Origin of the sequence: Anaerobacillus alkalilacustris (genome assembly GCF_001866005.1) — a bacterium.
GTDB classification, from domain to species: Bacteria; Bacillota; Bacilli; order Bacillales; family Anaerobacillaceae; genus Anaerobacillus; species Anaerobacillus alkalilacustris.
Genome location: NZ_MLQR01000028.1, coordinates 20,906 through 47,516, shown reverse-complemented (window position 1 = coordinate 47,516; position 26,611 = coordinate 20,906). Strand labels below are relative to the sequence as shown.

Sequence of the window (26,611 nt, the reverse complement as noted above, 5' to 3'; positions counted from 1 at the left end):
GTTAAGGGGGAGTTCTTGGTGTCAAAATTTATTGATTTTACGAAAATGATGTTACTAGCACTTGTTTTTATCCCAATCTTTTTTTTCGTTAGTGGATTATCCATACAGAATTTTCTTCTGTTTGCTCTAATTTACATAATAAATCTTGTGATTATTATGATGACATTAAGTAAAAAAGATGATCAAGCACAGTTTCAAAAACAAGAAGATCAAATTGAATCTATTAAGTCGTTTGCCAATGAATCACAAGTAGTCTCTGATCAAGTAACTGCTGTAGTAGAAGAGATGAAAGAATCCATTAAGCAATTAACAGCAATTGCGGACAGGTCAACTTCAGACATAATTGTTCTTGATAAAAATACAGTTGAATCTGTAAATAAAATTGAAAAAACCTTCTCTGCCTTACAACAACTTGCAAGTACCTCAGAAAACATAAGCGCTTCATCTTGCTACATGAATCAAAAAAGTGAAGCAACAAAGACTACAATTGGTGAGATCAATCAAAAGCTTTCTATTACCAAAAGTGTCATGGATGAGTTATTAACTTATAATCAAAAAATGGATGAAAAAATTCGAGAATTAACGAAGCATACATCAAAAATTGATGAAATTAATCTGTTTATTAAAGAGATTGTTACACAGACTTCATTACTATCATTAAATGCATCAATTGAAGCTGCAAGAGCGGGAGAGTATGGTAGGGGATTTTCCGTCGTTGCCCAAGAAATTAAAAAGCTAGCAGGGCAAAGTCATGAAGCTGTTGGTCGATCATCAGAAATTTTAGCAGCAGTTGAGCAAGGGGTTAATGAAGTTGTAGCTTCTGTAGAAGCAGAAAAAGCAGCAGTCAGTGCAGGTGTAAATGAAGTAGCGCTCATAAATGAAGCGATGAAATCAATCTCAGAGCGTATTAACCATGTGAATGAACTTGTTTCAAAGACAAATGTAGCGAGTATGGAACAAACACATTTGACTACAGAAGCTACAGAAATGTTAGAAGAAGTTGTGAGAGTTACAAATGAAAATGCAGAGCAATTTCATAAAACGGCTGATCAAATGGAAATTCAACGAACTCAAATTAACCAACTAGAAAAAATCAGCGATAGTCTGAAGAAATCCTCTAGTGAATTGATAACATCCATTCAAAAGTTTGATTTTCTAGAGGAGTTAGAAATAGACACTGTAAATATTGATGATTTAACAACACAGATGAATTATTTAGTTTTAAATTCCGAAATAGTAACGTTAGATCCGAAAATACATGAAAAAATATTACTGCAACATTTTTCAAAATACGATAACATTGAGGCAATCTGGTCTAACCGTATTGATGGTACGTTTATTTTTTCAAATCCACCGGCAGGCTTAATGAATGCAAAGTCAAGAGATTGGTTTATCAAAGCGATTGAAGGAGGAGTATTCATCTCACCAGCATATGTTTCTGCCATAACGAAAAAACCATGTATTACGATATCAAAAGCAATTATTGATCGTTCAGGTAAAAAAGTTGGACTTGTTGGTATGGATGTAAAGTTGGATTAATCAGCATAAAAATAGAATAAAAGTAATATTGAACCAATACGAGGAGAGTTGAAGTGTTATTATTTGTATATGGAACATTAAGGAAAGCGTTGGAAAATTCATGCTTATTAACTAATGCTAAAGTCGTAGCAGATATTGCTTATACAAATGGAGTGCTTTTTCAAACGAAGTATGGTTACCCTGCTATGCTTCAAGGTGACTTGACTGTATATGGGGAACTATATGAAATAACAGAAAATATGCTACCTAAACTAGATGAGTTAGAAGATTATGTTGAAGGGCGGAAAATCAATTTATATGAACGTAAAACACAAACTGTTTTTACGAATAAAAATAAGTTTGTGGCGATGGTTTATATACTCTCTAATCATAAAAAAGATATAGTTACAAAACAAATCATTAATGGAGATTGGAAGGAATATATACAATCTAAAATGAATTAGCAAAATAATTGAACCTTTTATCGTTGTCCAAGTAGGCGCAAAAAAGGTTCTTTTTGATTAGTTTTTTTGCTACAATACGTTTATCCTACTCTAATGTGTGCACGGATTGAAGCTCTAAAATAGGATAGATCGGAGTGAAAGGAAGTAGTTATGGAACATTTAATTAATAAACAAGTCAAAAATATTCAAATTTCAGGGATAAGGCAATTTTTTAATATGGTTGCCAAGTACCCGGACGCAGTTCAGCTAACGATTGGTCAACCTGATTTTAAAACCCCAACTCATATTAAAGAGGCAGGAAAGCATGCTATTGATGAGAATAAAACGTCATATACAAAAAATGCGGGGATAGACGAGCTTTGCCAAGCAGCAACACAATTTATAGAAACAAAATATGGTCTTACATATGACCCGAAAACAGAAGTAATCACCACAATTGGTGCGAGTCAAGGTATTGATATTGCCCTTCGAACAATCTTAGATAAAGATTCAGAAGTGATTCTTCCAGGTCCAGTTTACCCAGCGTATGAGCCGATTATTAGAATGTGTGAAGCAAACCCAGTATACGTAGATACGAGAGAAACAGATTTTAAATTAACAGCAGCTCAAATTGAAGCAAATATTACTAGTAATACGAGGTGTGTCCTTCTACCTTATCCATCTAATCCGACGGGATGTATATTAACGGCGAAGGAATTAATTGAAATTGCTGAGGTACTAAAGGAACGTGAGATTTTTGTTTTGTCAGATGAAATTTATAGTGAATTAGTTTATGGTCAAACGCATACTTCTATCGCAGCAATACCAGGAATGAAAGAAAAGACGATTATTATTAATGGGTTATCAAAATCTCATTCAATGACGGGATGGCGAATTGGTTTTGTATTTGCACCTAATAATATAAGTAAGCATATGTTAAAAGTCCATCAATATAATGTGAGTTGTGCTAGTTCAATTTCCCAACATGCAGCATTGTCTGCATTAACTGTTGGGATTGATGACGCTAATCATATGCGGGCAGAATATGAAAAAAGAAGAGATTATGTTTATCAACGTTTAGTTTCAATTGGATTTGAAGTAGTTAAACCTGAAGGGGCTTTTTATTTGTTTCCATCAATAAAAAAGTATGGAATGTCTTCTTATGAATTTGCGATTAAACTACTTCAAGAAGCGGGTGTTGCATGTGTACCGGGAGATGCATTTTCAAGCTACGGGGAAGGGTATTTACGATTATCGTATGCTTATAGTATGGAAATCCTAGAGGAAGGCTGTAATCGTATCGAGAAATTTATTCGCGAACAATTTCCTAACTAATGATAGTGTTTTTTCTGTTATGTAACGGGCATACGCCCGTTTTTTTGCGATTTTTCAACAATTTAAATAATCTGATAATTCGTATTAACATAAAGGAATTGGAGAAATAAAATTCTATTAACCCTATCAAAAAAGTAAGGATTAAACATGTTGAAAAAGACGTTATATCAATTTTATTAGATTAAGGGCCCGGTAAAATTTCGTGAAAAACTTATTCAAGTTTATGGTAGAGATTTACTTACAAAAGGTGAAGATAAGGTTGAAGGTTGGAATGCTGGTTATTTTTATGGAGTTAACAATCAGAAACAGGAAGAGCTTAGTTATGTAGGATTAAATATTCCTGTTGGGAGACTAAATTCTAAAGAGCTTATTGAGGCTGGAGTTGCTAAAGATTATGGAATGGTGAAATTCGAACGTGTACATCGCAAAATATTGTTATCCCTAACGTACATAATGAAATAATTGAAAAAATGTTATCGGAAGAGATATTTTTTGTATATCCACCCGTACCAAAAAACTTTATTGGTTATGCAGTTTCTTGTACAGGAAGTGAATATTATAATTACGCTTTAGTAGAAACAAAGGTTAAAATGAAAGAAATAGCAACGTATTTAGATGATCAAATGAAACTAGACATTCCTGTACGGATCCATGTCGTAGGTTGTCCGAGTTCTTGTGGTCAAAGGCACATAGCTGATATAGGGCTTCAAGGATGTAAAATGAAAATGACAGAAGCTGGTCTAGTTGAGGCTTTTGAACTTTATGTTGGCGGTACGCTTGATAGTAAGGAAGCTTGTTTTAACAAAAAGCTAAAAGGTAGAATTTCAGCGGAGAATATTCAGGAAGTGTTAAGAGACATCTTAATTTTCTTTAAAAATGAGAAAAAGGTTGGTGAAAATTTTTATCAATTTGTTAAAAGGGTGGGCATAAATACTTTACAAGAAAAGCTTGATGAAGCACTTTTAACTGTTGAGGAACAAAGTACTTTAAAAGCAAGATGATGAGTAATTTTATCTGATTTTTACTTTAGGCTAAAAGAGCCCCACCTCTAAGCGTTAGCGTGGTGGGATTATCCAATCAGGTCGAGTAGACTCTCCACCTGATTCTCTGATGTTTCAGCTTACTGAAACGGGTTCACTTATGGAAACGCTATAGAGATGATAAAAAGGGTGGTCTTTTCAAGTTTGCGTAACTGTTAAGACCATCCTTTTACTTTTTCATTGACTTTCATCTGAATCAGCCTTAAAATATCAATTAATCATATAAAATAACTAGGAATTAAAACTAGGATATAAATTGTTACATAATTTTCGTTGCAAAGGAGGAGTTGATATTGGAAACTAATGATAGAAAAGAACACGAAGAAGTTTTTAAAAAACTTGAAGAAATGCTGAAAGGTGTTAAGTACGGTTCCATTACATTAGTTGTTCAAGATGGGAAAGTTATTCAATTAGAAAAGAATGAGAAGCATCGTTTGAAATAATTGTCGTAAAACGATAAGATTTATTAATTAATAAGTTATTAGTATAGGAGGATGAACATGGCTTACGAGAAAGTATGGGCAAATGATGAAAAGTTAAGTAAAGAGGAAATTCATAAGCTTAAAAAAGACGGATTAGATATATTAAATGATATTGACCGTTATGCGAAGGAAGGTTTTGCTTCGATCCCAAAAGAAGAGTGGGGCCACTTTAAATGGGCAGGACTTTACTTACAAAAACCAAAAGAAGCTGGCTATTTCATGATGCGAGTTAACATTCCAACAGGAATTATTAGCTATGATCAGGCAATTGCGTTGGCAAAAATTGGTGAAGATTATGGTCGTGATGTTATTGATATTACTACTCGTCAAGCCATTCAATACCATTGGTTAACAATTGAGCAGTTACCAGATATTTATCGCCGTTTAGATGAGGTAGGATTATCATCTGTTGGTGCCTGTGGTGATATCCCGAGAACAATCGTTGGAAACCCACTAGCTGGGATTGATGCTAACGAACTCATGGATACTAGAGAGATAGTAAATGATGTATACGAGTTTTTCCAAAGGAATCGAGATTTTTCTAACCTACCTCGTAAATTTAAAATTTCTATTTCTGCGAATATTCATAATGCAGGTCATGATTTAATAAATTGCTTAGCCTTTACTCCAGCTACAAAAGTAATTGATGGAGAAGAACAAGTAGGTTTCCACGTGAAAGTAGGTGGTGGATTATCTACTAAACCTTATTTAGCCCAAGAGTTAGATGTTTTTATACGACCGGAAGATCTAAAAGACGTTGCTATTGCTATTACAACGATTTACCGTGATTATGGTTATCGTGAAAAGCGTCATCGCGCACGTCTGAAATTCTTAATGGCAGATTGGGGTCCTGATAAGTTCCGTGAAAAGCTTGTAGAAGTTTACGGAAAAGAATTACCGACAAAAGGTGAAGATAAAGTGGAAAACTGGAATGCCGGCTATTTCTACGGAGTTCATCCTCAAAAACAGGAAGGATTAAGTTATGCAGGATTCAACGTTCAAGTTGGGCGAATGAATTCAGAAGAATTAATTCAACTTGCGGAAGTTTCTAAAAAGTATGGAAATGGTGAAATTCGAACATGTAATTCTCAAAATGTTGTTATTCCAAACGTGTCGAATGAAAAAATAGACGAACTACTTGCTGAAACAGTATTTGAAAAAATTACGATTGCTCCAAAAAGCTTCATCGGCTATTCTGTTGCATGTACAGGTATCGAATATTGTAACTTAGCGTTAGTAGAAACGAAAGAAACGACAAAAAAACTAGCTGAGTATCTAGATGAAAACATACAACTAGATGTTCCTGTAAGAATGCATATGGTTGGTTGTCCAAACTCTTGTGGACAACGTCAAATTGCAGACATTGGACTTCAAGGTGTTTTAATGAAAACAAAAGAAGCTGGAATGGTTCAAGCTTTTGAAATTTATGTAGGTGGAACCCTTGAAAAGGAACATGCTTCTTTTAATCAAAAGCTAAAAGGAAGAATTGCTTCTGAAAATCTACCAAGAGTTTTAAAGCAATTACTTACTTTCTTTAAGGAAGAAAAACAGCCAGCTGAAAACTTCTATGACTTTGTTCAACGCACAGGAGTAGACGTTCTTCAAGGAGAGCTTGATAAAATCCTAGGAGTGGAATAACAATATGAATTTATATCATTTTACTGTGTTAGTAGACAACAATGAATTACCTGTTATTGTAGCAGCAGAAAATGATGAACAAGCGTTTAAACGAGCGGAAATAGAAGTTGAAAAAAGCTTTCTTAAGTTTCCGCAGATTAAAGAGATCGTATTATTAGAACGAAAAAAAATCACAAACAGTGGAACAGCCTTCGTAATCGGTAGCTAGCCGATTACGAAGCATTTTTATTAATCAACCAATAATTCGTAATTTAGGAGGTGACAGGACCATGACAAATAATGGCATCGTTTATCTAGTTGGAGCTGGACCTGGAGATCAAAAACTAATTACTGTTAAAGGATTAGAAGTACTGAAAAAGGCGGAAGTTGTCTTATACGACCGATTAGTCAATCCGCTATTATTGCAAGAGGTAGATCCAAATGCTGAGTTGATTTATTGTGGAAAACTACCAGATCGTCATATTTTAAGGCAAGAGGCGATTAATCAACTATTAGTTGATAAAGCGAAACAAGGTAAGGTAGTTGTTCGCTTAAAAGGTGGTGACCCTGGTGTATTTGGAAGAGTAGGTGAAGAAGCTGAGGCTTTAAAAAAGGAAAACCTGTCCTATGAAATTGTTCCGGGCATCACTTCCGGTATAGCTGCGGCAAGTTATGCGGGTATTCCTGTTACTCACCGAGATTATGGTACTAGCTTTACAGTTATTACGGGCCACGATAAATCAAAAGATGGCAAACCTTCAATTAACTGGGGTGCTCTTGCTAATGGTATTGATACGATTGCCTTCTATATGGGAATTAAAAACCTACCATTTATTTGTGAACAGTTCATTTCTAATGGCCGCGCTGCTTCTACTCGAGTTGCGATCATTCAATGGGGTACAACAGGTAGACAGCGAGTAGTAGAAGGTACATTATCAACAATCGTTGATGAAGTAGAGAAAAATTATATTAGTAACCCGGCGATTACCCTTGTTGGTGATATCGTTGATCTTCGTAAGCAATTAATGTGGTTTGAAAATAAATTACTTTTAGGGAAAAAAATAATTTTTCCAAACGGTTATCAAAAGGTAACTTCTCATTTAATTGAAAATGGGGCAGAAGTACTTGCTTATCCAAAATTAGTATCGAAGCCTTTAACCAGTCAATCAACGTACACTTCAACATTAAGTAAATTAGAAATGTACGAAGAAATTTACTTTACTTCACAGGAAGGTGTTCATTTATTTTTCGAGAGTCTTATTTCAAATAATATAGATATTCGATCAATAAAAGCTACATTGTATTGTGTCGATAAGGAATCGGCGGCGATGTTGAGAAGTAAAGGTATGGTCGCAGAAAGAATGTCGTCGAAACCTTCGTTTACAGAAAAAACGTTAATAGTTGGTACGCGAAAAGATAGCCAAAAGTTTCAAGGTGTTCATTTAATAACACATGAAATGCAAAATAGTATACCTGTATCGATAGCCTTTAGGCGTGTGATGGACGAAGATGGTTTTAACACGATTATTTTCTCGTCACCGGAATCGGTGAAGCTCTTTCTTGAACAGGTGAAAAAGGACGGACATAATCCTGTTGATTTAGCTAAAAAAAGCCAAGTTATATGTGTTGGTGAGGAAACGTTATTGGCAGTCAAACAACTTAATTTACCTTTACTTAGTTTTACAACAAATACGGATGAGACAAGCTTAATTCAGGTACTCCTAAGTGACTGCGATAAAGTTGTATGATAAGGAAGAGGGTTGAAAAATGCAGGCGGTTTTATTAGTGGGTCATGGAAGTAGAAATAAATTTTCGAATCAACAATTTATTGAGTTTGCAAAAAAAGTAGAAGTAGGGTGTCGTGCTCTTTTATTTCGATATGCTTTTCTTGAATTAGCATCGCCTTCTATTATTGAAGAAATCAAATGTTGTGTAGAAAAAGGTGCTAAGGAAATTATTGTGTACCCTCTACTTCTCCTTTCTGCAGGACATGCAAAGTATGATATACCGGATGAACTTGTAAAGGCAAAACAGTTATTTCCAGAGGTCGATTTTCAGTTAGAGCAACCTTTGGGTATTCAAGAAGTTTTGTTGTCAATCCTAGAGAATAGGTTAAAGGAACAACAATATCAGAAGGACGATCATTCACTCGTCGTTTTTGTTGGAAGAGGTAGTAATGACCAATCTGCTATTACTGATTTTGAAACAATTAGTGGGTTTTTAAAGGATAGACTATGTACAGATTCTATAGAAGCATGCTTTTTAGTTGGTGGTAACACTTCTTTTGAAGCTGCGATCGCACGTGCAAAACAATCAAACTTTGATCATATTTATGTCTTGCCATATTTTCTATTTAAAGGTGTGTTACTTAAAAGAATTCACCAATTTGTAAAATCTCAACAAGACGAACGGTTTACCATATGTGAGCCGATTGGCACAGATGAAGACATTATTCATTTGGTCAGTGATATTATTGATAATGCAGTAAATAAAGGTTAACTTAATCTGGGAGGGTTATAACTCTTTCTACTAAACTAAGGTGTTTTAACGCCTTAGTTTTTTTGTACTATTTTATTTTCTTTTGAATATCATTTAATGGTGTTAAAAAATGGGTAAAGGGAGGAAAGACTTCATGCAAAACTATACACCAAGGAAATGTTACCATCCCTATGTAAGTCCGTTTGATCCGTGTCCACCTATGAAAGTTAAGTCATATGAAACCCCGCCACACTTATATATGACTTTTCAGCCTTATGGATTGCCCCAGTTTTCACCGAAGGAAGCACTTTGTGCCGGTACATTATGGCCAGCACTATACAATCCGTATTTTAGCCCGTATAGACCACAGGAAAGGCAGGAGAGTGAATGATGCATAAACAACTGCCAAAGGAGTTTTATCCTTTAATGCAAGAGCTACAAGCTGTGGATTTTGTACTTTTAGAACTTACACTTTATTTAGATACCCATCCGAACGATCAAGAGGCCGTTCAACAATTTAATCAGTTTGCTCAAGTGCGCCAACAATTAAAATATCAAGTTGAACAAATTTATGGACCGCTCCTTCAATATGGTAATAGTTTCAGTGGGTTTCCGTGGAACTGGAATGATGGTCCGTGGCCATGGCAAATATAGGATAGGGGGCGATCAGGTAAATGTGGATTTATGAGAAGAAACTACAGTACCCAGTTAAGGTAGGAAAGTGTAATCCGATGCTTGCTAAATTTTTAATAGAGCAATATGGTGGTGCAGATGGAGAGCTAGCAGCAGCTCTTCGTTACTTAAATCAACGATACACATTACCGGACAAGGTTATTGGTTTGTTAACAGATATTGGTACAGAAGAGTTTGCCCATTTAGAAATGATTGCGACAATGGTGTATAAATTAACAAAAGATGCTACACCAGATCAAATGAAGCAAGCGGGCTTAGGTGACCATTATGCTAACCATGATAAAGCATTGTTTTATCACAATGCTGCAGGAGTACCGTGGACCGCTTCGTATATTGCGGCAAAAGGTGATCCTATTGCTGACTTGTATGAAGATATTGCAGCAGAGGAGAAAGCTAGAGCGACATATCAGTGGTTAATAGATTTATCCGATGACCCGGATATTAATGATAGTTTACGTTTTTTAAGGGAGAGAGAAATTGTCCACTCACTTAGATTTAAAGAAGCAGTGGAAATGTTAAAAGAAGAGCAAGGGAAGAAACAGTTCTACTAGTTTTTGAATATTACATGAAAGTTCGTTAAATGAATTTATTTTCAAAGTTGTCTAGCTTTTTGTAGTTTTGCTCCATTGCATGAAGTAAAAGAGTAGGCTTCGTGTAATGGGGCTAGGTTCTCATCGTAAGTGAGCAAAGCGTTTTCGTTACATACATTTGAAAAGACCAACGAAATGAATTTCATTTCGTTGGTCTTATTACAATCTGTTATTCTACAAGTTTCTTTTCTAAGTTTTCTTTTAACATGAATACAATTATGCGTTCAGCATTTCTTGTACTTATGTCCGTATAAAAACTTTCAACAGGCTCACCTGTTGACTGATAAATAATTTCTTTCAGCTGCTCATTTCCAGTTTCAACTAAGTCGGCTCGAATTTTTTTAATAGATAGCATTCCTGTTTCTGTTTTGGTTAATTCTCTTTCCGCTGGGGTTAGGATGCCCTTTAGGTGAACAATAATCATATTTCTGACGATGTCAGTCTTTACTTGAATCGGACCTCTACCAAGATATTCCTTTTCCCACTGGGTGATAGATTTACTAATTTCAGATTCTAATTGTCCTTTTTTAGGTAATGACGTATCCAAGTAAAACCCTCCTGTATCTTTTTCGAGACGCGCTACTATAACTATTAATGAAAGAAAAAGGTATATTCCAAGCGTCTAGTTTGACAGGAATATACCGATCCTAATAATTCAATGCAAGATAAATTGAGAGAAGTAAAGTGAATTGAATAACCTGAATGCAGTAACTCAGACAAAGCCGTCTACATACCCCTTTTGATCTATACATGATTTAGTTACACGGCGATCTTTTTAGTTAAGATGATTATAAAGAGGAATAATAAAGCTGTCAACACATTTATTTTCTAAACTTTTAGAAAATAACAAAAATGTAGTGGAACTTTATTTTCTAGATGTAACCTCATAAATAGCGAATTTTAAATAATTTCCCTCTTCTGCTCCTAGTAACTTCGGGTGATCATACCCAGCACCAGTCCAATGGATTTGTCGTAAAATTTTGTGAGCGTCAAAAGCTGCATCTTGGACCATTTCTTCAAACATATCTGGGTCAACATGATAAGAACAGCTTGCCGTTACAAAGTACCCCCCGTCCTTAACTAGCTTCATACCATTTAAATTAACATCCTTATAACCACGATAAGCTTTTTTTACTGCGTTTCGTGATTTGGCAAAGGCAGGTGGATCGACAATGACAACATCCCATTCTTTTCCTTCTTGTACTGCTTCACGTAAGTAATCGAAGGCATTTGCTACAACAAAATCAATATTATCGTTAAATCCGTTTAACTTTGCATTACGTTTCGCTGTATCAATGGCGTGTTCGGAAATGTCCACAGCAGTTACATACTTGGCTCCATAAGAGTAGGCATTTAACATAAATGAACCTGTATGTGTAAAGCAGTCTAAAACAGTTGTTTCTGAGGTGATTAAAGGTTTAATAGCTGCACGATTTTGTCTTTGATCGAAAAAGAAACCAGTCTTTTGGCCATCTTCTATATCGACAATGTACTTTACGCCATTTTCTTCAATTTCGATTTCCGTTGCTGCTTCTCCGTACCAAAAGCCTTTTTCTTGTTCTAGTCCTTCTAATTCACGTACATAAACATCGTTTCGTAGGTAAATGGCTTTGGGTTTAAATACTTCTAAGAGTCCAGTTAAAATCCAATCTTTTCGAACTTCCATTCCTAATGAAACAATTTGTACAACAAGTACGTCTTCATATTTGTCAACGACTAGTCCTGGTAGGAAGTCAGCTTCTCCATAAATGGCCCGACAAGAACGAACTCCAGGGATGAAACGCTCGCGATGCTGCCACGCTTTACGAATTTTTTTAATAAAAAACTGTTCATTAATTTCTTCGTTAAAATAAGTTAAAATCCTAACAATCATCTGTGATTCTGGATTTATGTATCCTTTTCCTAAGAAATGGTTTTGATGATTATAAACATCAACGATATCACCTGGTTCGTAGTTTCCTTTAATATTTGCAACTTCACTTTGGTACACCCAAGGATGACCTTGTTCAAGACGTTTTCTTCGTTGTCTATTTAAAATAACTTTTGCCACAATCTCAACTCCGTTTTTTCATAGTACACCTAATCATACCGAAAACAAATTATGTTAGCAACTTAGTGGGTTTGGATAAAGAAACCAAGAGATGCCATTTTTATTTTTATTGTGTTATTATAAGTTGAATAATGTTGAGAATTAGGAGTGATTCAAATGATTCATAATAGTTGGCAAAATAGTAAAACGATAAAAACCGTGAAGTGTATACATACGGATGCCGAAAAATATATAGTTAATACTGTATTAACGCCAGGGAAAATGTATGAAGTGAAGAATGAAACTGAGGAATTTATTTTTGTTATTGATAATACTGGAAAAGTTGGCGGATATTATAAAGAATATTTTGAATTGTAAGGTGGTATGAACCACCTTTTTCTGTTTGTAGAAGGTTATTCTTGTTATGTTGGATATCTGTCTCGTTCTAGAACTACCACCTTGTAACAAGGCGGTTGTGCTTTCTTGATAAATCAGAATTAATAAATTTCTAACTTTAAAATGTCTAGCTCCAGGCGCCATCGGGTCGACACTTCAGTCAAGCTATTGACTTCGATTTCTTCTTGGATTACTTCTTGAATATGCTCCATGCAGCAATGCTTCGAGGAAGCCTACTTCGAAGCGGTGCTGTTAGACGCAGAAGCACGTGGAAGCCAAAGAGCGGCTTCTGTCAAAGGCCGCCCAGTGAAGCTACTGCTTGGATTACTTCGAAGCTGCTTTGCGAAGAGCAAACGGAGTGGCACAGGAGCAGCTGCTCGTGACCAAGGCGCTTGTGCTTTTCTTGATTAGGAGGGGAAGTAGTGAACAAGAAAACAGCTTTAATTTTTGGTGCAACAGGGCTTGTAGGTAATGAATTAATAAAGTTGCTTTTACAAAGGGAAGAGTATTATAAAATTGTTTCCGTGAGTCGTCGTTCCGTAGGTTTAACGCATGAAAAACTTAAAGAATACATCGTTGATTTTAATAAGCTCGAACAATACGAAAAACTCTTTAAGGTAGATACTGTTTTTTGTGCACTTGGGACAACGATGAAACAGGCGAAGACAAAAGAACAATTTATAAAAGTGGATTTTGATTTCCCGTTGAAGATAGCCGAACTGGCAAAAGAAAATGGTGTACGTCAATTTTTTATCATTACTGCAATGGGAGCAAACCCGAAATCGAAGTTTTTTTATAACCGAGTGAAGGGTGATGTTGAAGGTGCTATAAAAGAGCTACAACTACCTAGTTTGTACATTGTTCGTCCCTCCTTGTTACTTGGAAATCGAAAAGATAATCGTCTTGGAGAAGAGATTGGTCAAATGATAGCAGTAAAACTTCCATTTCTGTTTGGTGGTCCATTTCAAAAGTACAAACCAAATCGAAGTGAAGATGTAGCGCGTGCCATGTATAACCTGTCGCTAAACGAGCAGAGAGGTGTATATGTGATAGAAACTTCTAGTTTAGAGGATTATAATAAGAAATAATATATTTCAAACGACTAAGATGGATAATATATATAGGTGAATTAGAGCATTTTCTACCATATACGCCCGACGTACTGGAATTATGGTATTTCACTCAAGTTAGTATTAAATTTAATAGAATTGGGCTTTCTTTTTTGGGTTGATGTATCATTCAAAAAGGAAGCCCTTGTTATTAAAGTTCAGTTCATTATAACCACTATAATAAAGTTCATAAGCAATTAATTGATAGCCATAATGATTAGGGTGAAGTCGATCGAAAGTTAATGCTTGCTCTCTTAAACGTGCGAAAATTGGGTATATATTTATAAATTTACTATGATAATTTAAACTTAATTTTTCAATTGCATTGTTGAATGATCTTATCCATAAATCACTATAAGGAAGTTCGGGAAAAGGGTTATAGAAGCCGATAGTTCGAATAAGGTATGGTGAACCAACATCACTCTTTAGTTCAGTAATTGTCCTTAAGATGAATTCGTAATTTTGTTTAAAAGAATATAATGTTCTATGGAATATACTTGGATCATTTGTCCGCATAAAGTGCCGATTTGCTTGGATTAAATCATTTCCACCGATCGTTATGGTAATAATATCGCTCTCATAAATTGCTCGCCTTACTTGTGGACATGCTAAAAGTTTAATAAATTGTTCAGAAGTAATTCCTTTCTTGGCATACTTATTTGTTATGATTTTGCGTTTTAATGCTCTTTCACTGAAGTAAGTATATTCCTTAATGAATCCAGATTTAATACTAGCTCCAACTCCAACAGTTAACGAGTCTCCTAAAGCTGTATAAACAATTGGTTTTAAATACATCCTTTTTCAACTCCTCAAAACATTCGCCCCTACAATATTTTATGATTATGTTAAAAAAATGATTCTTAAGTTTGTGAACTATTGTCTTAAAGGGCAATTATTTTAGAGTGAACTGAAAGAATTAGAAAAATAGAAAGAGGATAAATGGAGGATTAGAGAGGGACGAGGTGGAGTACTTTCTCCACCTGAATTAAAATCTTCCTTATTCACAGTAGGGCTGCTTTAATAAACCGGTTTTCATCTTCGACAAGCCCACAACTCGCGCATTGGATACGTTTGTCTGGTCCGTGATATTTCAAGTGGTATGGTTCTGTATTTTCAAGTTGAACATAATTACCAGTTGCGGTATCTAGCTTCACCGATGTTACGACTTGATCAATAATGTTAAAACGACTTCGTGCTTTACAGGTTGGGCAGCGATAGGAAGTCATGCCATACACTCCTTTCCATTTTTTCTTAGTATTTGTAACACAAATTATATTATTCTATTTTAAATTCAGAAGTTGCATACTTTTATTACTAGTTCACGAATCGCTGTTATCGAATTTCCAATGCAAAAATAGTATAAATAGTTTACAATAGGAAAGGTTGATTGTAAGAGTTAATTGGAAAGGAAGAAAAGTATTGAAACGTATAACGAAAGACACAATTGAATTATTAGCACCCGTAGGAAATTGGGAGTGTCTCCGTGCAGCAGTAGCGAATGGAGCAGATGCTATTTATTTTGGTGTTGATAAATATAACGCGCGTGTTAGAGCGAAAAACTTCCAAATGGATGAATTACCAGAAATAATGGCTTACTTGCATAAGTATAATGTGAGGGGTTACGTTACTTTTAATATATTAATATTTGAAAATGAATTATCTGAAGCACGTCAATTAGTACATGCATGTATTGATGCAGGAGTTGATGCACTTATCGTACAAGACTTAGGATTAGTAGAAACTATCCGGGAAATTTCTCTAGATTTTCCAATTCACGGTTCGACCCAAATGACTGTAACATCAGCAGAAGCTGTTGAATTTTTAAAACCCTTTGACATCGAGGTTGTTGTATTAGGACGAGAAAACAACTTAAAACAAATTAAAACTATCTCTGATAATTCTCAGTTGCCAATTGAAGTGTTTGTTCATGGCGCACTTTGTGTTTCTTATTCAGGGCAATGTTTAACGTCAGAAATGTGGGGTGGGCGCTCTGCTAACCGAGGTGAGTGTGCTCAAGCGTGCCGTCTTCCTTATGACTTAATAGTTGATGGAGAAAGGAAAGAGATGGGCAATATTGCGTACGTATTGTCTCCGAAAGATTTAGCTGCAATAGAGTTAGTTCCGGAATTAATTGAAGCAGGTGTTTCTTCGTTGAAAATTGAAGGACGTATGAAATCACCTGAATATGTAGCAAATGTTGTAAGTAAATATCGTAAGGCGATTGATGAATATATTGCAGGAAGAAACTACTCTCCATCAAAAGAAGAGCTAAGAGAGCTAGAGCAAAGTTTTAGTCGTGGCTTTACGTATGGGTTTTTAAGGGGAACGAACCATAAAGCCCTTCTTGATGGAACGTACCCGAAAAGTCGCGGTATTTTATTAGGTCGAGTAAAAAAAGTCTTAAAAGATGCTGTACTCTGTGAAATTCAAGCTCCATTAAAAAGGGGTGATGGGATCGTTTTTGATCGAGGACGTCCTGATCAAAAAGAAGAGGGTGGACGTGTTTACGATCTCCGCAAAAAAGGTGTGAAGTTAGAAGGTGAGGTACTGGAAGGTTTAATTGAAATTGTACCAGGCCGTCACGATGTTAACTTAACAAAGGTGGGTATTGGAGATAAAATATGGAAAACGAGCGATCAAGAATTAGAACGCCGTCTTCAAAAGACGTTTGAAACAGAACGGGTGTATCGACTTTTTCCTCTAAAAGTGAAAGTGACTGGGAAAGTAGGAAAGCCTTTAGTTACGCATTGGTTTGATGAAGAGGCAGATATTGCTGTTACTATTGAATCGAACGTTAACCTAGAACTCGCAAATAAGCGTCCTTTAACAACAGAGTTTTTAATGGAGCAATTTGGACGTCTTGGTGGAACAATTTATGAATTAGAAAATGTGCAGTTACATGTTAGTGGCGATGTCATTCTTTCAATGAAGGAATTAAATAAAATGCGTCGAGAAGCGGTCGATCTGTTAATCGAGAAACGACAACAACCACATATCTATATGAAAAATAGTGATCGAACAACTGAGAATCGTGCTAAAATTAATCCTAATAAGGCGGTATCTGCGAAGCTAATTTCATTATGCCGTTCAATTGAACAAGTAGAGGCTTCTTGTAAAACAGATGCAGATTATATATATGCGGATTTTGAATTTACAAAAGACTATCCCGAAGCAGTGAGAATTACACGCCAATATGGAAAACTAATTGCCCTAGCAACACCGAGGATTCATATGCCTGGAGAACAAGGGGTCTTAAATGGAATTTTACGAGCTAAACCTGATGCAATATTAGTTCGTAACCTAGGTGCGCTTCAATATTATTTAGATCAAAACGTTGATCTACCTTTAATTGGTGATTTTTCGTTAAATATAGCTAATCATAAAGCGGCTGAAATGTTTTTAAATCGAGGTTTAAAACGAATTACACCTTCTTATGATTTAAATATTCAGCAAATGGTTGACTTGTTGAAAGTTACTAGAATAGGTGATGTGGAAGTAGTCATCCATCAACATCTACCAATGTATCATACGGAGCACTGTGTTTATTGTACGTTTTTAAGTGAAGGGACAGACTTCACAAATTGTGGTCGACCTTGTGAGGATCACCGAATTTCATTAGAAGATAGGGTCGGCTTTTCTCATCCTGTTAGAGTAGATGTAGGTTGCAGAAATACTGTCTTTAATGCGATTGAACAATCAGGTGCTGAGTACGTATCAGACTTTTTAGAACTTGGCGTCAGCCATTTTCGAGTCGAATTTTTAGAGGAAACTGGGTCAAAAGTAAAAGAAGTTATCCAATTATACCGAGAAGCCCTAGAAGGAAAGCGAACTGGTACAAGTGTTTGGAAAACGTTAAAAGCAACGAATCAATTAGGTGTTACAAGAGGCCAATTAGTAAAATAAGAAATGTAACTGCGACAGATACTTAAATTGCCGTTAACATTAAATTTCTACTTCAGATCCTAATTTTATTAATTGGAAACTTGATCCATTTTTAAAATCGCTACGTTTATCCCACTCTTAAGGGGCAGTAAAACCCCCACTGATTGAAGTTCGGCTTTGTTTAGGAAATTATATTTTGATAACTATGAAATGATTTATTTGGATAAGGGAAATCTTTGATAACTAAGGATAAAATTAAGAATATTGATTCATCCTAAAAGGTGTAAATAGAAAAATTCTATTTACAACTATAAAATAGGGGGCTCCAAAATGAACTGGTTATTTTCTTCGTTTCGTACAGGTCGAGGAATGCAACGAATGTTAGAAATGATGGGTATGAGAAGACGGCAAAATAACCGCGGTTTAATGTTATCAATTGTTGGATTAGGTTTAGGAGCTGCTGCAGCTCGAATGATGAGAGGACGTAACATGAATGATGTTATGGTACCCATTAAAGATAAAGTGCAGCAAATCGATATAAGAAATCCGATAAGTTAACAGGGAGTTCCAGGAGGTTGGCTATTGTCAGCCTCTTTTATTTCGATTAAGAAATAATAATTACTAGTATGAAGGTGGATGAATAAAGCCTATAACGATCACAAGTAAATAATATCTTGAGATAATATGTCATCTTTAATAAAATCAGTTATAATATATGTAGACGTTAACTACTCTGGAGGGAAAAATGAAGGAACATAAAGATGACATAGATGATGATCTAGTGGACCCAGACTGGGAACCTTCACCAGAAGACTTTCTTAATGAAGAAAAAGAAGAAGAACAATTGAATGGGAATAATAAACACACGAATAAGAGAGTGAAAATAATATCAAGTGTAATAGCTGTTATGCTTCTATTTCAAATTTTAGGTGTGTTTTTTAGTACATTTAGTATGGATGCCCTTCGTTTTTTACAAATTTCTTATCAATTATCACAACAAGCAGATATACAGAATTACAAACAAGCGGTTGTAACTGTCCAAGGAGAAAGGTCGAGAGGGACGGGGTTTGCTATTACTTCAAACGGCTTGATTGTAACCAATCACCATGTAATCAAAGATCAAACAAAACTAATGGTCGGCTTTTATAAAGGACAACTTTTCGAAGGTGAAGTCATAAGCAGTTATCCGGAAATTGATATAGCTTTTTTGAAAGTTGATGGTGATAATTTGCCAACACTTCCATTAAGCGACAGTGACGGTGTTCTTGATGAAGATATATATGTTATCGGTAATCCCCTTTCATGGACACAAATAGCAAATGTAGGGAAAGTTTTAGAAATAAAACAGCAAACGATCATTTCAGCTCCAATTTATCAAGGAAATAGTGGTAGTCCAGTTATCAACATGAATGGAGAAGTTGTTGCTGTAGTTTACGCAAAACGCAGGACGACTGAATTTGGAGGTAAGTCAGTTGGACTTGCTGTACCTATTGAAATCGTTTTAGAACATTTACCAAAGAATTAAGTAGGGTTGAGTATAACATTCATAACTTAATTATATTCGTAATTTAGTATAATTAAGTTTTAAGTGACAATTTTCGATAGGTATTGACAATGTATTTCTATTTCGATAAGATGTATTCACTTGTATAAAGTGAGAAGGGAGGAATTGAAAATGAATGGAGAGCTCCTAACTATTAATAAAGTTCTTAATAATAACGTAGTAATTACAGTAGATAGTGTTGGAAATGAAACCGTTATTATTCACAAAGGAATTGGATTTGGAAAAAAGCAAGGCGCCCAAATACCAGTAGATAATGTTGAAAAAGTATTTATATTAAAGGATCAAAAAGAACAAGAACAGTATAAAAAATTAGTGCCGCACCTTGAAGAAAACTTTATCGCACTTATGAATGATATTATCCATCATATTCAAGCTTCAGTGGACGGAAAATTAAATGAGCATATACACATTGCCTTAACTGATCATATTGCTTTTGTAATTACACGTGTTCAGCAAGGGTTAACTCTTAAAAATCCTTTCTTACAGGAAACAAAAACATTATATCCAAAAGAATATGAAATTGCTAAAGATGTAGTTGCTATGATTAATGAACATAGTAACATCTCGCTACCAGAAGAAGAAGTTGGTTTTATCGCTCTTCATATTCATAGTTCTATATCTTATAAAAGTATTTCTGAAATAAACCAACATTCACAACTGATACACCAACTCATTTTTCTTATTGAAAAAGGACTAAATGTAGAGATTGATCGAGAAGGCCTAAACTATATGAGACTAGTACGTCATCTTCGTTTTACAATTGAACGAGTAAAAAAAGGTGAAATAGTAGAAGAACCTATAAAATTAAAAAAAGTATTGCAAGAAGAATACCCTTTGTGTTATAATATTTCTTGGAAAGTAATTAAAGTTATGCAACAATTTTTAAAGCAACCAGTTTTTGAAGCAGAAGCTGTTTATTTAACAATTCATCTACAAAGACTATCAACTAAAAGTGAATAATTAGTTTTAGTTCTTTACGTGTAACTAATTCGATTAGGCATAAGTAGAGAAAGAGGAACCACATAGTAGTTTACTAATGTGTATCATAATACTCTTTTTTTACTATGCTTTTTGTAGGTCGGAAAGAAAGCGTTTACTTTGTGTTTTTGAAAATGTATTATCTTTACGTGTAACTGATACGATCAGGCATAAGTGAAGAGGGAACTATTGGGAATTTGTATTTTTTCAATAGTACTTCTTTCTTTTATGTCTGTTTTTTATTTTCACACTAAGAAAAAGGAGGGAACTGCTTTAAAGTTGGGATGCCACGAAGTTTTTAGACAAGTGAAAGGAATTAAAAATAGGGGGGGAGCTATGGAAGAAACTCTTACTGTAACCAAAGTTCTAAATAATAATGTAATTATTACTACATGTGAATTAAACAAGGAAACTGTCGTAATCCATAAGGGGATTGGTTTTGGAAAAAAACAAGGTGATCAAATTCTCGTTAAAGATGTTGATAAAGTATTTACTTTAAAAGACGAAAAAGAACAAGAACAGTATAAAATGCTAGTACCTTTCTTAGATGAAAGTTTCATAGGTCTTATGAATGATATTATTCTTTATATTCAACGGTCAGTTAAGGGCGATTTAAACGAGCATATTCATGTAGCTTTGACGGACCATATTGCTTTTACTATATCACGCATTAAACGAGGACTTGCTCTGAAAAACCCTTTTCTACAAGAAACAAAAACTTTATATCCTAGAGAATTTGAAATTGCAAAAGAAGTAGTGAAAATGATTAACGAACATACTAACCTCGAACTTCCAGAAACGGAAATAGGGTTTATAGCTCTGCATATTCACAGTGCAGAGACATTTAAAAGTATTTCGGAGATTAATCGTCATTCACAATTAATTCATCAACTGATTACTTTAATAGAACAGTCATTGAACGTTACAATTGATAAAGAAGGTTTAAATTATTTGAGATTGGTTCGCCATCTGCGATTTACAATTGAGCGTGTAAAAAAAGGTGAGGCTTTTGAAGAGCCAACTCAATTAAAAAGGGTATTGCAAAAAGATTATCCCTTATGTTACAATCTTGCATGGAAAGTGATTAAAGTAATGCAACAGTCATTAAAACGACCAGTTTTTGAAGCGGAAGCTGTGTATTTAGCCATTCACTTGCAAAGGCTATCAAGTAAAAGTGAATAGACAAAGCTGTTATTCTTTACGTGTAACTAATTCGATTAGGCATAAGTAGAGAAAGAGTGATACAAAAGTAGTTTACTATATATTGTAAACTCGTTTGTATCAGAGAACTCTTTTTTTACTATGTCTTTTCTGTGTTCAGAAAGAAATCGTTTACTTTAATCTAATAAAAAGTTTATCTTTACGTGTAACTGATATGATCAGGCATAAGTGAAGAAAGCTGTAAGGAAATCTAGTAATCTAATTTAGCTGATTACTAGTTAGAGACCAAACCCTTGCACTTTTTTCTCTTATGTCTGTTTTTTATTTCACAAATGGTAAACGAAAATTTTGAGAGGAGAATGAATATGTTTAAAAATTTATTTGGAACACTTCAAAAAGTAGGTAAAGCGTTAATGTTACCAGTAGCCCTTCTTCCAGCAGCAGGTATTTTACTTGCATTTGGTAATGCTTTGCAAAACCCGCAGTTAACAGATCGTATGCCGTTCTTAGAGGCAGGATGGATTGTGTTAATTGCTCAAGTTATGGAGCAAGCAGGTGGAATTGTTTTTGGTAACCTCGCTTTATTATTCGCGGTGGGGGTTGCTGTTGGACTTGCTGGTGGTGATGGTGTAGCTGGACTTGCAGCTATTATTGGTTACTTAATCATGAATGTAACAATGGGAACATATTTAGGGATTACACCAGAACAACTTGCAGATCCGGCATATGCTAATGTTTTAGGTATTCCAACAATGCAAACAGGTGTGTTTGGTGGTATTATCGTTGGTATTTTAGCTTCTGCAATGTATAAAAAATATTACAATATTGAATTACCGTCTTATTTAGGATTTTTTGCTGGTAAGCGTTTTGTTCCAATTATCACGGCAGCATCAGCTGTTGTTCTAGGGATTGCAATGGTTTACATCTGGGGGCCAATTCAAAGTGGATTAAATGCTTTCTCCCACAGTATGATTGACTCAAACTTAACAGTAGCAGCATTTATTTTCGGTATTATCGAACGTGCTTTAATTCCATTTGGTTTACACCACATTTTCTATTCACCATTTTGGTTTGAGTTTGGTCAATATGTAGATGCAGCTGGAAATATTGCTCGAGGAGATCAACAAATATTCTTTGCACAAATGAGAGATGGCGTGGAATTTACAGCAGGTACGTTCATGACTGGTAAGTTTCCATTTATGATGTTTGGTCTACCAGCTGCGGCATTAGCTATTTATCATTGTGCAAAACCAGAAAACAAAAAATATGTAGCGGGTATTATGGGGTCTGCGGCATTAACTTCATTTTTAACAGGTATTACTGAACCAATCGAGTTCGCATTTTTATTCGTAGCGCCACTATTATTCGCTATTCACGCAGTATTTGCAGGTCTTTCTTTTATGATCATGCACATTTTAAACATTAAAATTGGGATGACATTCTCTGGTGGTATTATTGACTTTTTACTTTTTGGTGTTTTACCAAATCGTACAGATTGGTGGTTAGTTATTCCAGTAGGTTTAGTATTTTCAGTAGTTTATTATTTCGGTTTCAGATTTGCTATCCAAAAGTTCAATTTAAAAACACCTGGTCGTGAGGATACAAATGTAAACGCACAAGCGAGCGGTGGCAAAGTAGATGAGCTTCCGTTTAAAGTTTTAGAAGCTATGGGTGGAAGAGAAAACTTAGATCATTTAGATGCTTGTATTACTAGATTACGTGTTTCTGTAAAGGATATTAAAAAAGTAAATAAAGATGAATTGAAAAAAATAGGTGCAGCAGGTGTACTTGAAGTAGGAAACAACATTCAAGCTATTTTTGGTCCAAGATCTGAAAATATTAAAGGACAAATAGAAGACATTATTTCAGGTAAAACACCAGTTAAGAAAGAAGAAGTTCAACAAGTAGCGAGTGTTGCTACTAAATCAGCAGCAACTGAAACGTATATTTCACCAATAGAAGGTAAGATTTTACCAATTTCTGAGGTTCCTGACCAAGTGTTCTCACAAAAAATGATGGGTGATGGTTTTGCAGTTTTACCGAATAAAGGCGAAGTTGTAGCACCTGTAAATGCAAAAGTCGTTAATGTGTTCCCAACTAAGCATGCGATTGGTCTTGAATCAGATGGTGGTAAAGAAATTATTATTCACTTTGGAATTGATACTGTTAATTTAAAAGGAGAAGGCTTTGAAGTATTGGTAAAAGAAGGCGATATTGTCAAACGAGGGCAACTCCTTATGAAGGTAGACTTACCGTATATTGAAAAGCATGCTACTTCGATTATTACACCAGTAGTATTTACGAACTTAGTTGAAGGTGAAAATATTTCGATTGAAGAAGATGCAAATCATCCAATTAAAATTGTAAACTAATTACCTATGACAAAAATCTAGTCCCTAATTCGGGACTAGATTTTTTGCAGTATCAGAATTTATAAATTTCTAACTTGTAAACTGTCTAGTTCCAGGCGACATCGGCTCGATCACTTCAGTCTAGCAACGGACTTCAATTACTGCTTGAAATCCTTCGTCGATTAGCTTCATGCAGCTTTGCTCCTGCGATTACTCGTCGCACAAAACACTGCTTCGAGGAAGCTTGCTACGAAGCTATGCTAGAAGACGCAGAAGCCCGGAGGAAGCCAAAGAGCGGCTTCTGTCAAAGGCCGCCACAGTGAAGCTACTACTTGGATTACTTCGAAGCTGCTTTGCGACGAGCAAACGGAGTGGCACAGGAGCACCTGCTCGTGACCAAGGCTCTTGTGCTTTTCTTGCTATATATTTAAAACAGCACAGGTTTAAATTTGAATTTCTTTCTTGAAAATGTTGAAAATATACATTTTTTAACATATAAATGTTTTAAATGTATGATATGATAGTTATGAATGAAAAATGTTGGAGGGATAAAAATGTCGCGAAACTATGTGTTTATCGATTTTGAATTCTCTATGAATGATCACACATCTACAAAGGATTTTTTTCAAGAAATTATTGAGGTAGGTACCGTTGTTGTACAAAACAATACAATATACGACACTTATTCTTCTTTTGTCAAGCCGGCATTTTTTCCAGTGTTAACAAAACGATGCAAAACATTTTTATCTATCGAGCAAGAACAAGTTAGTAATGGAGTCGAGTTCCATGAGTTAGTAGAAATGTTACATTTGATTTATTCATTAGGGAACACTATCGTAGTAACATGGGGGAATATGGATATGTATGTTTTGCGAAAAAACTGTGAAAAACATAATCTATCTTTTCCAAAAGCAACTAGCTTCATTGACTTAGCCCGAGATTACAAACAATTTTTTGGAGATCAAAACCATACTGGCCTTTGGAGAGCTCTAGAGGCTTATGGTGAGAATGGAAAAGGAAAACATCACCGTGCTTTAGATGATGCCCTTACAACATATGAAATATTTAAGAAAATAGAAAATGATAAAAAATATATGAAGAATAAAACAAAAACGACATTAGGGGATTTATTTAATACCGAGGAAATTAAACGGAAATTTGCAACATAAGCTAGTGGACTTAATCATAAGCCACTAGCTTAATTGTATTTAAGACTACTAATTTTTTGATTAAACTAACTTTGTTGTCCAAGATTCACAATTCCATACATCGGTTACTACGTCTTGATAAAACTCTGGTTCGTGACAAATGATTAATATACTTCCTTTATATTCTTTTAATGCCGCTTTTAGTTCAGCTTTTGCATCGACGTCTAAATGATTTGTCGGCTCATCTAAAACAAGAATATTTGTTTCTTTGTTGATAAGCTTACAAAGTCGAACTTTTGCTTTTTCTCCACCACTTAGAACGACAATTTTACTTTCAATATGCTTTGTTGTTAAACCACATTTAGCAAGTGCAGCACGTACTTCATACTGAGATAGAGAAGGAAACTCATTCCAGACCTCATCGATACAAGAGTTGTTATTTGTTTCTTTAACTTCTTGTTCAAAATACCCAATATGTTGATATTCACCTTTTTCTACTTCACCTGAAATAGGTTTAATTTCACCAAGGATACTTTTCAGTAATGTTGTTTTACCAATCCCGTTTGCACCTACTAAAGCAATTTTTTGCCCTCGCTCCATTCGAAGGTTTAGAGGTTTAGAAAGTGGCTCATCATAACCGATAACTAATTCATTAGTTTCAAAGATTAGCTTACTCGTTGTTCTAGCAGGTTTAAAACGAAATTCTGGTTTAGGTTTCTCTTTTGCTAGCTCAATAACGTCCATTTTATCTAGTTTTTTCTGACGAGACATCGCCATATTTCTTGTTGAAACACGAGCTTTGTTTCGAGCAACAAAATCTTTTAACTCAGAGATCTCCTGTTGTTGACGTTTGTAAGCCGCTTCTAATTGTTGTTTTTTCATTTCGTATACGCCCATAAAATGATCGTAATCGCCAACATAGCGATTTAACTCTTGATTTTCCATATGATAGATTAGGTTAATAACACTATTTAAAAACGGAATGTCATGTGATATTAAAATAAATGCATTTTCATAGTCTAACAAATAACGTTTTAGCCACTCAATATGCTGTTCATCTAAATAGTTTGTCGGCTCATCTAAAAGTAGGATATCTGGTTTTTCAAGAAGAAGCTTAGCCAGTAGGACTTTCGTTCTTTGACCACCACTAAGGTCTTGAACGTCTTTATCTAGACCGATGTCGTCTAACCCAAGCCCTCGAGCAATTTCATCAATTTTCGCATCGATGATATAAAAATCATTGTTTGTAAGCATATCTTGAATGTTCCCCATATCTTCTAGTAACTTTTCAAGCTCATCAGGGGTTGCGTCTCCCATTTTATCGCAAATTTGGTTCATTTCTGCTTCTAAGTCAAATAAATATTTAAATGCATTTTTCAAAACATCTCGCATCGTCATACCACGTTCAAGGACCGTATGCTGATCAAGATAGCCGACACGAACGTTTTTGGACCATTCTACTTTTCCTTCATCAGGCTGTAGCTTACCAGTGATGATGTTCATAAATGTAGATTTACCCTCACCGTTTGCTCCAATCAAACCGATATGTTCTCCCTTTAAAAGACGAAATGAAACATCGTTAAAAATAGCTCGATCACCAAAGCCGTGACTTAAATTTTTTACTGTTAATACACTCATGATCTACACCCTTTATTCTATGGGGCTCGTCCCCAGTAATTTTTACACATACTTATTGATTATAAATGAGAAAAGAAGAGTTTTCAAAGGAAAATATTACGATAGGATACTAGAAGGGGATTTTGGGAGGAATGATGTGAAATAAACGGGGGGAGAAGT

The 26,611-nt window shown here is 35.0% G+C and carries 26 protein-coding genes; 21 read left to right on the top strand and 5 right to left on the bottom strand.

Translation table 11 applies throughout. The features are described from left to right. Positions 1–18: 18 nt before the first annotated feature. From BKP37_RS10675 to BKP37_RS10620, 12 genes are all read left to right on the top strand, one after another. Positions 19–1,539, top strand: a complete 1,521-nt coding sequence (locus BKP37_RS10675) for a methyl-accepting chemotaxis protein (protein WP_169823131.1) — start codon at positions 19–21, stop codon at positions 1,537–1,539. Positions 1,540–1,592: 53 nt separating this feature from the next. Further along, on the top strand, positions 1,593–1,982 hold the full coding sequence (locus tag BKP37_RS10670; protein ID WP_071309586.1) for a gamma-glutamylcyclotransferase family protein: 390 nt from the start codon (positions 1,593–1,595) through the stop codon (positions 1,980–1,982). 150 nt (positions 1,983–2,132) lie between these two features. Further along, positions 2,133–3,296: an aminotransferase A gene (locus tag BKP37_RS10665; protein ID WP_071309585.1), complete on the top strand. Its 1,164-nt coding sequence runs from the start codon at positions 2,133–2,135 to the stop codon at positions 3,294–3,296. Positions 3,297–3,766: 470 nt separating this feature from the next. Further along, complete coding sequence (locus tag BKP37_RS20510) at positions 3,767–4,297, top strand: hypothetical protein (RefSeq protein WP_071309584.1); 531 nt, start codon at positions 3,767–3,769, stop codon at positions 4,295–4,297. A gap of 332 nt (positions 4,298–4,629) precedes the next feature. Next, the gene (locus tag BKP37_RS19290) at positions 4,630–4,779 is read left to right on the top strand and encodes a YezD family protein (RefSeq protein WP_084034653.1); all 150 of its coding nucleotides are present in this window, start codon (positions 4,630–4,632) and stop codon (positions 4,777–4,779) included. Between the two features lie 57 nt (positions 4,780–4,836). Then, positions 4,837–6,456: a nitrite/sulfite reductase gene (locus BKP37_RS10650; protein WP_071309583.1), complete on the top strand. Its 1,620-nt coding sequence runs from the start codon at positions 4,837–4,839 to the stop codon at positions 6,454–6,456. A gap of 4 nt (positions 6,457–6,460) precedes the next feature. Further along, complete coding sequence (locus BKP37_RS10645) at positions 6,461–6,664, top strand: DUF3906 family protein (protein ID WP_071309582.1); 204 nt, start codon at positions 6,461–6,463, stop codon at positions 6,662–6,664. A gap of 61 nt (positions 6,665–6,725) precedes the next feature. After that, positions 6,726–8,183: a uroporphyrinogen-III C-methyltransferase gene (gene cobA, locus BKP37_RS10640; protein WP_071309581.1), complete on the top strand. Its 1,458-nt coding sequence runs from the start codon at positions 6,726–6,728 to the stop codon at positions 8,181–8,183. Between the two features lie 19 nt (positions 8,184–8,202). Continuing rightward, positions 8,203–8,934 carry a sirohydrochlorin chelatase gene (locus BKP37_RS10635; RefSeq protein ID WP_071309580.1) on the top strand — a complete coding sequence of 244 codons (732 nt, stop codon included), beginning with the start codon at positions 8,203–8,205 and terminating at the stop codon, positions 8,932–8,934. A gap of 133 nt (positions 8,935–9,067) precedes the next feature. Further along, entirely contained in the window at positions 9,068–9,304 is a 237-nt protein-coding gene (locus BKP37_RS10630) for a spore coat associated protein CotJA (RefSeq protein ID WP_071309579.1), read from the top strand. Continuing rightward, entirely contained in the window at positions 9,304–9,567 is a 264-nt protein-coding gene (locus tag BKP37_RS10625; protein ID WP_071309578.1) for a spore coat protein CotJB, read from the top strand. The genes BKP37_RS10630 and BKP37_RS10625 overlap by 1 nt, the downstream gene beginning before the upstream one ends. A gap of 20 nt (positions 9,568–9,587) precedes the next feature. Further along, complete coding sequence (locus BKP37_RS10620; protein ID WP_071309577.1) at positions 9,588–10,157, top strand: manganese catalase family protein; 570 nt, start codon at positions 9,588–9,590, stop codon at positions 10,155–10,157. Between the two features lie 208 nt (positions 10,158–10,365). Here the strand turns inward: BKP37_RS10620 and BKP37_RS10615 are convergent, their stop codons facing one another. Together BKP37_RS10615 and BKP37_RS10610 are read right to left on the bottom strand one after the other, a co-directional pair. Further along, entirely contained in the window at positions 10,366–10,743 is a 378-nt protein-coding gene (locus BKP37_RS10615) for a Na-translocating system protein MpsC family protein (RefSeq protein WP_071309576.1), read from the bottom strand. Between the two features lie 318 nt (positions 10,744–11,061). After that, positions 11,062–12,246, bottom strand: coding sequence for a class I SAM-dependent rRNA methyltransferase (locus BKP37_RS10610; RefSeq protein WP_071309575.1), 1,185 nt, complete (start codon positions 12,244–12,246; stop codon positions 11,062–11,064). 156 nt (positions 12,247–12,402) lie between these two features. On the opposite strand from BKP37_RS10610, the gene BKP37_RS10605 reads away from it, so the two are divergent. Next, positions 12,403–12,603, top strand: coding sequence for a DUF6501 family protein (locus tag BKP37_RS10605; protein WP_071309574.1), 201 nt, complete (start codon positions 12,403–12,405; stop codon positions 12,601–12,603). Positions 12,604–13,043: 440 nt separating this feature from the next. Next, complete coding sequence (locus tag BKP37_RS10600) at positions 13,044–13,709, top strand: NAD-dependent epimerase/dehydratase family protein (protein WP_071309573.1); 666 nt, start codon at positions 13,044–13,046, stop codon at positions 13,707–13,709. Between the two features lie 147 nt (positions 13,710–13,856). Here BKP37_RS10600 and BKP37_RS10595 read toward each other — a convergent pair whose 3' ends face one another. Next, complete coding sequence (locus BKP37_RS10595; RefSeq protein WP_071309572.1) at positions 13,857–14,525, bottom strand: GDSL-type esterase/lipase family protein; 669 nt, start codon at positions 14,523–14,525, stop codon at positions 13,857–13,859. Between the two features lie 206 nt (positions 14,526–14,731). Then, the gene (locus BKP37_RS10590; protein ID WP_071309571.1) at positions 14,732–14,956 is read right to left on the bottom strand and encodes a DNA alkylation repair protein; all 225 of its coding nucleotides are present in this window, start codon (positions 14,954–14,956) and stop codon (positions 14,732–14,734) included. Between the two features lie 193 nt (positions 14,957–15,149). On the opposite strand from BKP37_RS10590, the gene BKP37_RS10585 reads away from it, so the two are divergent. The 7 genes from BKP37_RS10585 (at position 15,150) to kapD (ending at position 24,835) form a co-directional block, all read left to right on the top strand. After that, the gene (locus BKP37_RS10585) at positions 15,150–17,633 is read left to right on the top strand and encodes a U32 family peptidase (protein WP_071309570.1); all 2,484 of its coding nucleotides are present in this window, start codon (positions 15,150–15,152) and stop codon (positions 17,631–17,633) included. 309 nt (positions 17,634–17,942) lie between these two features. Next, positions 17,943–18,170, top strand: coding sequence for a hypothetical protein (locus BKP37_RS10580; RefSeq protein WP_071309569.1), 228 nt, complete (start codon positions 17,943–17,945; stop codon positions 18,168–18,170). Positions 18,171–18,357: 187 nt separating this feature from the next. Beyond that, on the top strand, positions 18,358–19,137 hold the full coding sequence (locus BKP37_RS10575) for a S1C family serine protease (protein WP_084034651.1): 780 nt from the start codon (positions 18,358–18,360) through the stop codon (positions 19,135–19,137). Positions 19,138–19,287: 150 nt separating this feature from the next. Beyond that, a complete protein-coding gene (glcT, locus tag BKP37_RS10570; RefSeq protein ID WP_071309568.1) occupies positions 19,288–20,136 on the top strand; it encodes a glucose PTS transporter transcription antiterminator GlcT in 849 nt (282 codons plus the stop codon). A 354-nt stretch (positions 20,137–20,490) separates the two neighbouring features. Beyond that, positions 20,491–21,336, top strand: coding sequence for a glucose PTS transporter transcription antiterminator GlcT (gene glcT, locus BKP37_RS10565; RefSeq protein WP_071309605.1), 846 nt, complete (start codon positions 20,491–20,493; stop codon positions 21,334–21,336). Between the two features lie 344 nt (positions 21,337–21,680). Beyond that, positions 21,681–23,687 (top strand): glucose-specific PTS transporter subunit IIBC, encoded by a 2,007-nt coding sequence (gene ptsG, locus BKP37_RS10560; RefSeq protein WP_071309567.1) that lies wholly within the window; start codon positions 21,681–21,683, stop codon positions 23,685–23,687. Between the two features lie 533 nt (positions 23,688–24,220). Next, complete coding sequence (gene kapD / locus BKP37_RS10555) at positions 24,221–24,835, top strand: 3'-5' exonuclease KapD (protein ID WP_071309566.1); 615 nt, start codon at positions 24,221–24,223, stop codon at positions 24,833–24,835. A gap of 60 nt (positions 24,836–24,895) precedes the next feature. Here the strand turns inward: kapD and BKP37_RS10550 are convergent, their stop codons facing one another. Then, complete coding sequence (locus BKP37_RS10550) at positions 24,896–26,452, bottom strand: ABC-F family ATP-binding cassette domain-containing protein (RefSeq protein WP_071309565.1); 1,557 nt, start codon at positions 26,450–26,452, stop codon at positions 24,896–24,898. Positions 26,453–26,611 lie beyond the last annotated feature (159 nt).

Coding starts and splice junctions, on each gene's coding strand:
- BKP37_RS10650 (WP_071309583.1), top strand. CDS start 4,837: ATGGCTTACGAGAAAGTATGGGCAAATGATGAAAAGTTAAGTAAAGAG.
- BKP37_RS10575 (WP_084034651.1), top strand. CDS start 18,358: ATGAAGGAACATAAAGATGACATAGATGATGATCTAGTGGACCCAGAC.
- BKP37_RS10580 (WP_071309569.1), top strand. CDS start 17,943: ATGAACTGGTTATTTTCTTCGTTTCGTACAGGTCGAGGAATGCAACGA.
- BKP37_RS10590 (WP_071309571.1), bottom strand. CDS start 14,956: ATGACTTCCTATCGCTGCCCAACCTGTAAAGCACGAAGTCGTTTTAAC.
- BKP37_RS10595 (WP_071309572.1), bottom strand. CDS start 14,525: ATGTATTTAAAACCAATTGTTTATACAGCTTTAGGAGACTCGTTAACT.
- BKP37_RS10645 (WP_071309582.1), top strand. CDS start 6,461: ATGAATTTATATCATTTTACTGTGTTAGTAGACAACAATGAATTACCT.
- glcT (WP_071309568.1), top strand. CDS start 19,288: ATGAATGGAGAGCTCCTAACTATTAATAAAGTTCTTAATAATAACGTA.
- kapD (WP_071309566.1), top strand. CDS start 24,221: ATGTCGCGAAACTATGTGTTTATCGATTTTGAATTCTCTATGAATGAT.
- BKP37_RS10550 (WP_071309565.1), bottom strand. CDS start 26,452: ATGAGTGTATTAACAGTAAAAAATTTAAGTCACGGCTTTGGTGATCGA.
- BKP37_RS10620 (WP_071309577.1), top strand. CDS start 9,588: ATGTGGATTTATGAGAAGAAACTACAGTACCCAGTTAAGGTAGGAAAG.
- BKP37_RS10605 (WP_071309574.1), top strand. CDS start 12,403: ATGATTCATAATAGTTGGCAAAATAGTAAAACGATAAAAACCGTGAAG.
- BKP37_RS10625 (WP_071309578.1), top strand. CDS start 9,304: ATGCATAAACAACTGCCAAAGGAGTTTTATCCTTTAATGCAAGAGCTA.
- cobA (WP_071309581.1), top strand. CDS start 6,726: ATGACAAATAATGGCATCGTTTATCTAGTTGGAGCTGGACCTGGAGAT.
- glcT (WP_071309605.1), top strand. CDS start 20,491: ATGGAAGAAACTCTTACTGTAACCAAAGTTCTAAATAATAATGTAATT.
- BKP37_RS10665 (WP_071309585.1), top strand. CDS start 2,133: ATGGAACATTTAATTAATAAACAAGTCAAAAATATTCAAATTTCAGGG.
- BKP37_RS20510 (WP_071309584.1), top strand. CDS start 3,767: ATGTTATCGGAAGAGATATTTTTTGTATATCCACCCGTACCAAAAAAC.
- ptsG (WP_071309567.1), top strand. CDS start 21,681: ATGTTTAAAAATTTATTTGGAACACTTCAAAAAGTAGGTAAAGCGTTA.
- BKP37_RS10630 (WP_071309579.1), top strand. CDS start 9,068: ATGCAAAACTATACACCAAGGAAATGTTACCATCCCTATGTAAGTCCG.
- BKP37_RS10635 (WP_071309580.1), top strand. CDS start 8,203: ATGCAGGCGGTTTTATTAGTGGGTCATGGAAGTAGAAATAAATTTTCG.